Annotated in this window: 9 protein-coding genes; 2 read left to right on the top strand and 7 right to left on the bottom strand. The window is 62.7% G+C overall.

The window, feature by feature from the left end; genetic code table 11:
- The 3 genes from QZ564_RS18065 to QZ564_RS18055 all read right to left on the bottom strand — a co-directional run.
- A partial coding sequence (locus tag QZ564_RS18065; protein ID WP_297113113.1) for a DUF2849 domain-containing protein occupies positions 1–280 on the bottom strand: 280 nt, incomplete at its 3' end.
- Between the two features lie 2 nt (positions 281–282).
- The gene (gene cysG / locus QZ564_RS18060) at positions 283–1,653 is read right to left on the bottom strand and encodes a siroheme synthase CysG (protein ID WP_297113111.1); all 1,371 of its coding nucleotides are present in this window, start codon (positions 1,651–1,653) and stop codon (positions 283–285) included.
- A gap of 189 nt (positions 1,654–1,842) precedes the next feature.
- Positions 1,843–2,163 (bottom strand): 2Fe-2S iron-sulfur cluster-binding protein, encoded by a 321-nt coding sequence (locus QZ564_RS18055; protein WP_297113109.1) that lies wholly within the window; start codon positions 2,161–2,163, stop codon positions 1,843–1,845.
- A 154-nt stretch (positions 2,164–2,317) separates the two neighbouring features.
- Between QZ564_RS18055 and QZ564_RS18050 the strand changes: the two genes are divergently transcribed.
- The gene (locus QZ564_RS18050) at positions 2,318–3,187 is read left to right on the top strand and encodes a YHYH protein (protein ID WP_297113107.1); all 870 of its coding nucleotides are present in this window, start codon (positions 2,318–2,320) and stop codon (positions 3,185–3,187) included.
- 6 nt (positions 3,188–3,193) lie between these two features.
- Here QZ564_RS18050 and QZ564_RS18045 read toward each other — a convergent pair whose 3' ends face one another.
- From QZ564_RS18045 to QZ564_RS18030, 4 genes are all read right to left on the bottom strand, one after another.
- Positions 3,194–4,366, bottom strand: coding sequence for an SAM-dependent methyltransferase (locus QZ564_RS18045; RefSeq protein ID WP_297113105.1), 1,173 nt, complete (start codon positions 4,364–4,366; stop codon positions 3,194–3,196).
- Entirely contained in the window at positions 4,363–5,964 is a 1,602-nt protein-coding gene (locus tag QZ564_RS18040) for a peptide chain release factor 3 (RefSeq protein ID WP_297113103.1), read from the bottom strand. Before QZ564_RS18040 ends, QZ564_RS18045 begins: the two co-directional genes overlap by 4 nt.
- A 137-nt stretch (positions 5,965–6,101) precedes the next feature.
- Complete coding sequence (locus QZ564_RS18035; protein WP_297113101.1) at positions 6,102–6,602, bottom strand: DUF2569 domain-containing protein; 501 nt, start codon at positions 6,600–6,602, stop codon at positions 6,102–6,104.
- Positions 6,603–6,765: 163 nt separating this feature from the next.
- The gene (locus QZ564_RS18030; protein ID WP_297113099.1) at positions 6,766–7,188 is read right to left on the bottom strand and encodes an Hpt domain-containing protein; all 423 of its coding nucleotides are present in this window, start codon (positions 7,186–7,188) and stop codon (positions 6,766–6,768) included.
- Positions 7,189–7,512: 324 nt separating this feature from the next.
- Between QZ564_RS18030 and QZ564_RS18025 the strand changes: the two genes are divergently transcribed.
- Positions 7,513–10,547 (top strand): hypothetical protein (locus QZ564_RS18025; protein WP_297113096.1); only part of this gene is annotated, 3,035 nt, incomplete at its 3' end.

The raw sequence follows: 10,547 nt of genomic DNA, 5'->3' as shown, positions 1-10,547 counted from the left end.
ACGCCTGCCCATTGAGAGTCAGGGGAGCGGTGGGGCCCGCCGCCCTAATGCGTTCACGCAGGCGCTTGGGCACGATCTGCCCGTCCACCTGCTCAACCTCTTCAGCCTCAAGGCTGATTACGCGACCGGTCGCCTTGGTGGCCACGATCGCGCTGTCGAGTTCGGCCTTGTCCTCCTTGGAGAACAGCCGCGCCACCTGCAGGTCTTCGACCCAGTTGCCGGCGGCATCCAGATAGACCGTCGCGCCAGAGGTCAGTTCATTGCCCGTCAGGATTTCCATGCTCACGCCACCTTGAATTGTTCTGCAGCCGCATCGGCCGCGCCGGCCCAGTCGCCGGCGGCAACAGCCTTGCCGACCAGAATGACCGCCGGACCATCGGCAAATACCACCGCGCCACCGGCTAGCTGCCACAGTGTTGCGGCGTAAAGGGCACGATTGGTCCGCCCCGCATTGACCACGATGCCGACAGGCAGGTCCGGTGCGGCACCATGCGCGACCAGCCGCCCTGCGACGTCGGCCGCGATCGCCTTGCCCATATAGAGCGCCAGCGTCAGGCCGGACTGCGACAATGCTGCCCAATGCATGAGATCGCTGTCCTCTGCGCCGTGCGCGGTCGCCATCACGAAGCCGCTCGATACCTTACGCAGGGTCACCGGCGTCGCGCTATCTGCCGCGGCCGCCAGCGCAGCGCTGACACCCGGCACGATCTGATAGGCAATGCCCGCCTTGCGCAGGGCCGCGATTTCCTCGCCCGCGCGTCCAAACACCATCGGGTCGCCCGACTTGAGCCGCGCAACCTTCTTGCCCTCCGCTGCCAGCCGCACGATCAGCGTATTGATCTGCGCCTGCGAAAAGGAATGATGCCCCCGCGCCTTGCCCACACAAATCTGCTCGGCATCGCGACGGCCCATCTCGACCACCGCTGCCGGCACCAACTGGTCATGCACGATCACATCGGCCTGCTGCAGCAGGCGCTGGGCCCGCAGGGTCAGCAGGTCTTCCGAGCCCGGACCGGCGCCGATCAGCCAGACCACACCCTGCCCCGAACCATCGGCGGCGTGCTGGGCCAGCAAGGCTTCGGCCGCGCCAGCATCCATATCCGGCCGGGACACCAGGTCCTCATAATAGCGCCGCCGCGCAGCGCCATCCTGAATCAGATTTTCAACCTTGTGCCGCAACCCACCGGCCAGACTCGCGATTTTGCCGATCCCCGGCGCCAGCAGCGCTTCGATCTGCGCGCGAACCAGCCGCGCCAGCACCGGCGCATCGCCCTCGGTGGAGATCGCCACGGTCAGCGGCGCGCGATCAACAATGGAGGGTGTGTAGAAATCGCACTCGGCGGGCACGTCCACCACATTGAGCGGAATACCTAGCCGCCGAGCCTCGGCCTTGGCCAGTTCTGCATCCGGCCCCTCTTCCGCCACGAACACCAGCGCCGCCCCGACAACATCTTCCGCTCGCAAAGCACGTTCGAACACTGCAACCGGAAAGGCAGAAAAGTCAGCTTCGATCTGCCGGGCGTAAATCTCTACAGATGCAGTCGTCTTAGAAACCAACCGGACCTTGTTGAGGGCCTCGTCGGTGCCGCCGACGATGATGATGCGCTTGCCCTTGACCTTGAAGCTCAACGGAAATGTGTTGAGAAGTCCCATAGTCGTCCTGTTCGAGAGTTGGGGCAAAATAGTCCAATCCGCCCTCGCCCAACAAGACGTTGAAAATCAATAGCTTTTATATTTCCTTGCGCCCGACTGGCGTGGAAAGCCAAGCGCTCCACACGCCCTGCGCCGCCAAAAGAATCCTTTGCGGCGCGGCTGCGCGAAAATTTTGCTCAGAAGGCGCGCCTAACCCTGGCGGCTGGGCACCTGCACGACCAGCCCATCAAGCTCGTCCCGCACCTTGATCTGGCAGGAAAGGCGGCTGTTCTCGCGCACGTCGAAGGCAAAATCCAGCATGTCCTCTTCCATTGTGGACGGGCCGCCTACGACCGCACGCCAGGCCTCGTCCACATAGACATGGCAGGTGGCGCAGGTGCAGGCACCGCCACACTCGGCCACGATGCCGGGCACGGCGTTCATGATGGCGGTTTCCATCACGGTCGAACCGTTTTCCGCTTCGGTTTCAATGCGTTCGCCGTCGTTGGTGATATAGGTGATCTTGGTCATGGTCGTCCTTGCTGCACCCCGGATATAAAGGCAGGCGGGTAGCGTCGCAAGGGATGCCAGCCATTCCAATTTGTCACGCAGATATCCGCAAATTAAGTCGCCGACGGCACGATCGGTCTGCACTGTAGCTGGCAATACGGTGAGGAGACACACAATGATCAGACCATCAAACCGGCCCCTTCGGCCAGCCACTGTCGTGCTGGCTATGGCTCTTGGCATGGCCAATAGCAGCGCACATGATCTGCCCTTGGGCGATGGCAGGATTTCGTCTGCCCCAAAGCAGGGCTATGTCTATTCCTGCCAGACGCGGTTTCCCGCCTACGGCGTCGGCGCCCAGGCCAGCGGCGCCTGGCTCGACGAGGCGGCCGGCACATGGGAGCCGGACATCAAGCCGATCGTGGATGGGTCGGTCAATTGGCCCAGCCAGATAACGATCACCCTAGAAGGTGATCAGCGCGTGATCCGAGCCAACGGCCTGCCGGAGCATACCACCGGCACCTTCCCCGTCAGCCGGTCCGACGACGCATACCAATATGATCGAAATCCCAATGCAATCGCGGCACAACGGGTCGTGTTGTCGTTGGACCAGACGCCGGAGCTTGCCCGATCCCCGACCTGCGTGCCCATGGGCATGATCGGCCTCGCGCTGTCGGGCGCCGCCATCTACAATGCGCTCGATGTCAAGGGGGACGACGCCCCCGCTCACGAAATCCAGGACAGCTGCAATGGCCATCCCGAGCGTCAGGGCGAATACCACTACCACAACTACTCGGATTGCTTCGTGGACACCCGCTCGGGCCCCGGCGGCCACAGCGACCTGCTCGGCTATGCGCTCGACGGGTTCGGCCTATTCGGCATGTATGAGAGCAGTGGAGAAATCCTGCATAGCGGGGACCTCGACGAATGCCACGGCCATGTCGGGATGGTCGAATGGGATGGCCAACTGGTCGAGATGTACCACTACCATTTCACCGAGGATTATCCCTACACACTCGGCTGCTTTGCCGGACAGGTCACCCGCTGACCGCGGCTAAAGGCCAAGCAGACCTTCGAGATAGTGCGTCTCGATGCCGAACATCGTCTTGACCGCCGCAACGCGGTCAAGCGCCGCCTGGCGTGACCCGGCATTGCCCTTTTGCGCAACAATCAAATTGTTCTTGGGTGTATGCGCGTCCGAGACGAATTCAAACACCTTGGTGCGGTAACCCGAGGCTTCCAGCAGCAGGGCCCGCAGGCCATCGGTGACCATCTCGGCCTGCTTTTCCATAAAGGTGCCGTGGCGCAGCAGGAAGTCGAGCCGATCGTCGGATTTTCCAGCCTCAATCTGCCTGCGGATCTGCTTGTGACAGCAGGGGGCGACGGCAATGAGCGCAGCGCCCGACTTTATGCCCTGGTAGATCGCATCGTCCGTCGCCGTGTCGCAGGCATGGAGTGCAATCACCGCATCGGCGCCGGCGGCGTCATAATCGAGGATCGATCCGGCCTCGAAACGCAGCCCCTCAAAGCCGCTGTCCTTGGCCAGCGCATTCCCGGATTGAACCAGCGCCGGACGCAGCTCGACACCAATGATTTCAGCCGCTTGCCCCGCGCGGTTGGCGAGATAGTCATAGAGCGCGAAATCGAGATAGCCCTTGCCCGCGCCCATATCGAGGATACGCGGATTCGTTGCCTTAAGCTGCTGAATCAGCGGCGCAAAGATCTCCACCATCTTGTTGATCTGGCGGAACTTGTCCTGCGCGTCATTGCGAACCTGCCCGTCCTTGCCGGTGATCCCCAGCGCGTGCAGCCACACCGAGGACGTATCGGTCAGCGCCCGGTTCTTTGTACGGTCATGGCTGGCCTCCGCGACCGCGCGGCCGGCGACCTCACTACGCTTCAGCCGCAGCTTGTCGCCCTGGCGTTCGAATTGCAGGTCAAACCCGGTCGTCTCCAGCCGCGCACTGCGATAATGCCGAGCCAATCCGTCCGAGAGAAAGCCGGCGACCTCGTCCAGCGACAAATTCTTGGTGATGTCCCGTGTCTTATGGCGAAAGACGAAGCTCAGCCGTTCACCGGCCTTGATCGAGACCTTGCGCCCCTCGACCGATTTCAGATCGGCCTCCGGCCCGTGGTAGCCGCCCAGTTTGAGCCGCACGATTGTGCCGTCTGCAAAGGCCTCGCGCACCGCCGCGACGAATTCCGCTATTCGATCAGGCGCGCTCAATGCCGTTCCTTGGTGGTCAGGAACTGGATTTTCGGCCAGTCCTGCTTGGCCCGGTCCGCCCACCAGGCATTCTGCGCCAGGAACACGGGCGCTTCGTTGCGGTCCTCGGCCATGTTGACCTTCTGGGCGGCAATGAAGCGCTTCAATTCGTCTGGATCATCGCTCTCGACCCAGCGCGCCACTTCAAAGCCCATGCTTTCAAAGGTGATCGGCACGCCATATTCCTTGGCCACGCGGGCCGACAGCACTTCGAGCTGCAACTGACCGACCACGCCAACGATCCAGTCGGCGCCCACCATGCGGCGGAACACTTGGGTCACGCCCTCTTCGGCCAGATCGGATAGCGCCTTGGCCATCTGCTTGGTCTTCATCGCATCGGTCAACCGCACCCGGCGGATGATTTCCGGCGCAAAGTTCGGAATACCCGTCACATTGATATTGGCGCCCTCGGTCAGCGTATCGCCGACCGACAGCGTACCGTGATTGGGAATGCCGACAATATCGCCCGCCACGGCCTCCTCGGCGAGCTCGCGATTATTGCCAAAGAAGAACATCGGATTGGAGACAGCCATGTCCTTGCCCGAGCGCACATTCTTCAAACGCATGCCGCGCTCGAACTTGCCTGAGCACAGGCGCACAAAGGCAATGCGGTCGCGGTGATTAGCGTCCATATTCGCCTGCACCTTGAACACGAAGCCGGTAACCTTCTTGTCCGCCGGCGGAATCGGTGCCGGCAGGGCCGGTTGAGGCCTGGGCTCGGGACCCCAATCGCCCAGCGTACGCAGCAATTCGGCCACCGACACACCCTTGAGCGCCGAGCCGAACAGCACGGGGCTCAGATGGCCTTCATGGAAGGTCTTGAGATCGAAACCCGGCAGCATGGCCTGGGCCATTTCCAGCGTTTCCAGCGCATTCATGAACACCGGATTGTCGACCAATTCGTCGACCTCAAGCAAATCTTCCAGAGCCTCGAATTCGGCAATCGGCTTGCCCTGCGGATTGAGCACGCGCTTCTCGACCAGGTCGATATAACCGCCAAAATCGACGCCCTGCCCGATCGGCCACAGCACCGGTGTCAGGTCGAGCGCCAGCTTGCCCTGGATTTCATCGATCAGGTCGAGCGGGCTCAGGCCCTCGCGGTCCACCTTGTTGATAAAGGTGATGATCGGAATGTCGCGCAGGCGGCACACTTCAAAAAGCTTGAGCGTCTGGCTCTCGATGCCCTTGGCCGCGTCGATCACCATGATGGCAGCATCCACCGCGGTCAGCGTCCGGTAGGTATCCTCGGAGAAGTCCGAGTGGCCCGGCGTGTCGAGCAGGTTCAGCGTCAGCCCGTCATAGTCGAAGGTCATCACCGACGAGGTAATGGAAATGCCGCGCTGCTGCTCCATTTCCATCCAGTCCGAACGAGTCGAACGCGCGCCGGATTTGCCGCGCACCGCGCCTGCCTGCTGGATGGCACCGGCAGCGGCCAGCAGCCGCTCGGTCAGCGTCGTCTTGCCCGCGTCCGGGTGCGAAATGATCGCGAAGGTCCGGCGCAGGCGATAGGGTTCGGCGGTGGGCCGGGGCGAGACCTCGGCAACATTGGACAGGGACATGGAAACTGCTGGATGGTTCGGCCAGCGCAACACACCACGCGGCCCTATTTCATTTGGGCGCTCTATAGGCGAAACACAAGCATGCGGTCAAACCGCGCACCAGCGAAACGCCGGTCGTGGCACCGCTGGGCTGCTTTTCAGCGCACAAACGTATTCTTGACCCTGACCGAGTTGAGCATGTATCCGGTCCAGATGGCGATGCCCAGCAAAGCGCCCACCAATGTTCGTCCGTTGCCATCTCCCCAAAAGCTGACCCCAGATGCTTCGTAGTAGTCGCGGAACGCGTTTTGAGTTAGTGCAAACGCCATCAGCATCCAGATCAAGTTCACAGCCTGCCAGGCAATGAACGCGCCGGGGAACATTTTCTTCCGTTTGAAAAACAGCACCAACAAGCCGATTGGCGCAAGCCCGATCACTACAGCCTGTACCAATTCAAATCGCACTGCGAATGCCTGCTGAGTGGTCAGGACATATCCCGGCCCGAGAACCTCGAGGGAGTCCAGCACGACAATTGCGTTGAAGACTGGCGATGAAATCATGCCAATCAAGGGCAGGATGAGCCACCCCCCGAGCCCGGTAGGCCCTTTGGCGTTGGCTGCCCGATAGTCGCGCTCGCGCATTTGCTCTAATGTCGGCATGCCGTCCCCCGTGTTCTTCTGTTTTGTGCAAGTAGTTCGCCCTGCGCTGTCGAATATCCGAAAAGGAGCGCCCCCCAAATAGCTCGATGCAATTACCACTACAAATTGTGGGAGTCGTAGGCGAAGCAGAAGAATAGAACGGCGCCTCTGGGCTGCTGTCGGCTCAGGCCTCTTCGCTGTTCGCCAGCATCCGCGCCACGAAATCCCGGACCTCTTCAATGGCCATGCCGAGATCGTCGATCTTTTCTGACTTGAGCGGCCGGCCCGCCTGCAGATCCTTCTCCAGGCTCGCGGCCAGCTCCGCAACATTCCAGGCACCAACGCCAGCGGACGCACCTTTGATCGAGTGCAGGTTGATGGCCAGATCGTCGAACGCGGTGGCGAGCTTGAGGCGCCCGAAATAGGTGGCGAGCGTGGTATCGAACAGGCGGAGCACTTCGAGCTCCAGATTCTCGTCGCCCAGGCATTGCTTGGCCAGATGCACCAGATCCACGGGCCGCATGGGCCGGTGGTGCGGTTGCGGATGCGCGTTTTCGATAAAAGCTCGCTGCGCCATTCTGGCTACTCCTGACTGCAGGCCGGGCATTTCTGCCCTGCCTTGTGCACAAGCCTAAGGCCGAGGGCGTGAACGAGGGATTAAGCCACATCTTCGCCTTTGTTTGGCCGTCCATTCCTTAACGTTTCCCACCCAAAAATTAACCTTTGGGTAAGAAACCGTTCGGTTTGCATAAAATTGAATGTATGAATGAGCTTTGAACCAGCGCGCGGCGGCGAGGGTTGGGGGGACGATGCGGGGCATTTGCATCGAATTGTTCCGGTTTGGCGACCGGCCCGGAAAGGGCCCTTCTGCCATGACTGCTCGTAAAGACCGCCGTGTAGCTGCAGTGCCGACGCGAGAGTTGTAAAGAGTATGGCGAAGAATCCGACCCCCCAGAACGATCCGGCCGCCCTGGCCTTCTCGGCTGTCGAGGACGCTCTCAAGGACTCCGTTTTCAATCTGGACCCACCGGCGCAGCCCGCCCAGGAAAAGAAGCAGGACAAGAAGCCTGATCCCGCGCGCTCCGAACGCCTGCGTGCGGCCGACCGGATTGCCCAGCAGGCCGGCGCGGTTGCCAATGACGATCGGGTCTCAGCCTCCAAACTTCTCTACGGCCTGCAAAGCCGCTCCTCGGCCGCGCCAACCTGGCTGGCCCTGCTGCTGTCCGTGATCTGGATCGCCGCTGTCGCGACCGTGGCCTGGATGCGCTTTGGCCCGCAGATGCTGGATTTCGGCACCTTCGCCGGCTCCATCGAGTTCGTGGCCACCCTGGCCATCATGGTGGTCCCGGTACTGGGCTTCTTTGCGGTCGCAACCCTGTTCCGCCGCGCCGCCGACCTGCGCAATGCCGCCTCCTCGATCACCCAGGCCGCCATCCGTCTGGCCGAACCCGAAGTCACCGCCGCCGATAAGGTCGCCTCGGTGGGCCAGGCCGTGCGCCGCGAGGTCAATGCCCTGGGCGACGGTCTCGAACGCGCGCTCTCGCGCGCCGGCGAGCTCGAGGTGATGATCCACAATGAGGTCACCGCACTCGAGCGCACCTATTCTGACAACGAATCGCGCATGCGCGCGCTGATTGCCGAACTCGCCAGCCAGCGCGAAAGCGTGCTGACCAACACCGAGCGCGTCCGTGAGGCCATCACCGAGAGCCATACCGGCCTCGTTTTCGACCTCGACATGATCAGCCAGCGCATTGCCGGCACCATTGTCGAAAGCGGTGGCAACCTCACCCGCGCCCTCGAAACCGCCGGCAACACCCTGACAACCGGATTCTCCGAACGGGCAGAAGGCTTCGTCTCACTGGTCGACAACCGGACCGCCGATTTCCTGGGCGCCCTGGACGAGAGCACCGGCCGCCTGTCGCTGAGCTTTGAAGACAATGCCGCCTCCCTCGGCCGCTCCCTGGATGAGCGCGCCGCCGAGATCAATGCGGGCATCGAAAGCCGCATCAGCAAGCTCAGCGACGCGCTGGATCACCACGCCGACAGCATCGCGCTGGCCATGGACACCCGCACCCAGCAGCTCTCCGAGCGGACTGAGGCGCTGACCGGCTCGTTCGAAGATCGCTCCCGTGCCATTGCCGGCCTGATCGAATCGCGCACGGGCGCCCTGTCCTCTGCCCTTGATGAGCGCACCCAGGCGCTTTCCAACCTGCTGACGGATGGCGGCACCTCGCTGCTGGAACAGCTGCGCACCCGTGGCGAGGAAGTCAGCGAGGCACTGGCATCTATTGGCGCCCGCGTCTCCGGGGATATTTCAAGCCGCTCGACCGAGGCCGAGCTGCTGCTCGCCACCCTCACCCGCCAGCTCGATGAATCCGTGTCCATCCAGCTCAACGCGCTCGACAGCCGGCTGCAATCTGCCATCATCGAGATCAATGGCGCCCTGGACGACACCTCCGAGCGTGCCCGCCTGACCCTGTCGACAGCCGGTCAGGACTCGCTGAGCCTGTTCGATACCCGCCTGACCGAGATCACCGGGCTCCTGGACGAAAAGCTGCATGCCCTGGACAATGTCATCGGCGACAAGGGCGAAAGCCTGGTGCAGCGCCTCGATCAGCAGGGTGTCAGCTTTGCCGCCCGCGCCAATGTGCTGGAAATGGCGCTCAACGAGGAATCCGGCCGCTTCAACGACATCGTCGCCGAGCGCACCCGCGAGATGAGCGATGTCATTGGCGCCAAGACCAAGGCCATCACCGAGACCCTGACCAATCGCACCCAGGAAATCTCCGACAGCCTGGATGGCCATGCCGAAATTCTGACCGAGGCGCTCGATAGCCGGACCACCAAGCTCGACGATGTGCTGTCGACCCGCGCCATTGAAGTCAGCGATGCCATTACGGCCCGCACCGGCGAACTGGCCGAGGCCCTGTCATCGCGCAGTGCCGAACTGTCGCAATCCATCCGTCAGCGGACCCAGGAACTGGGCGAGACCCTCTCGACCAGCACCCAGACCTTCGATCAGGCCATCGCTGGCCGCACCCAGCGCATGGCCGATACCCTGTCCGGCCAGACCGAGCGCCTCGAGCAAACGCTGACCCAGACCACTCAACTGCTCAGCGACACGATTTCCGAACGCTCCAACGCCCTCTCGCTGGAGCTGGAAACGCGCACTGGTGACTTTGCCAGCCAGATCGACGAGCGCACGGGCACTCTGGTGTCGCGTCTCGACGAGCGCACCAGCACGCTCACCTCCGAACTCGATCAGCGCACGGACGCCTTCACTGCCCAGCTCGATGAGCGCGCCGAGGGCCTCATCTCCCGTTTGGACGAACGGACGCAGGATATGGCAGGCGCGGTCAATACCCGCACCCAGCAACTCTCCGACGCGCTCAACGCGCGCACCCAGGCCCTGTCAGACACGCTCTCGACCCACACCGCCTCGATCGGCGAGACCATTGGCCTGCATACCAGCGAACTGGCCGAGACCCTCGACCAGCACGGCGCCAAGGCCCGCGAGAGCATCGAGAGCTCGCTGCGCCAGGTCACCGACACGATGGAAGTCCGTCTCGACGACATGTCGAACCGGGTCGCCGGCAAGGTTGGCGAAGTCAACGAATCCCTCGGCGCCGGGCTGGACAGCGCCATCGCCCGCATCTCCGATGCCGAGGCCGGCGTTGCCGCCCGTATCGAAAGCGCCAGCGCCACGGTGGGCGACAGCGCCCGTCAGGCCGCCGAGCTTATCGAGACTGGCGTCAACTCGGCCCGCAAGGCCATTGCCGACATGGTCGATCAGCGCCTGGGCACCCTGCCCGAGGCCATCACCGCCCGCGCCGACATCACCGCCGAGCGGCTTGCCGCGCTCAACGCCTCGATCAGCACCTCGATCACCCAGTCCATGGCCGATCTCGAGGCAGGTGCCGACCGCATCGAGGAAACCATTGCCACCCGCACCACCGCGGCCACCAG

Origin of the sequence: uncultured Devosia sp. (genome assembly GCF_913055165.1) — a bacterium.
GTDB lineage: Bacteria > Pseudomonadota > Alphaproteobacteria > Rhizobiales > Devosiaceae > Devosia.
The sequence above is the reverse complement of the archived record's forward strand: the minus strand, read 5'-3'. Positions and strand labels throughout refer to the sequence as shown.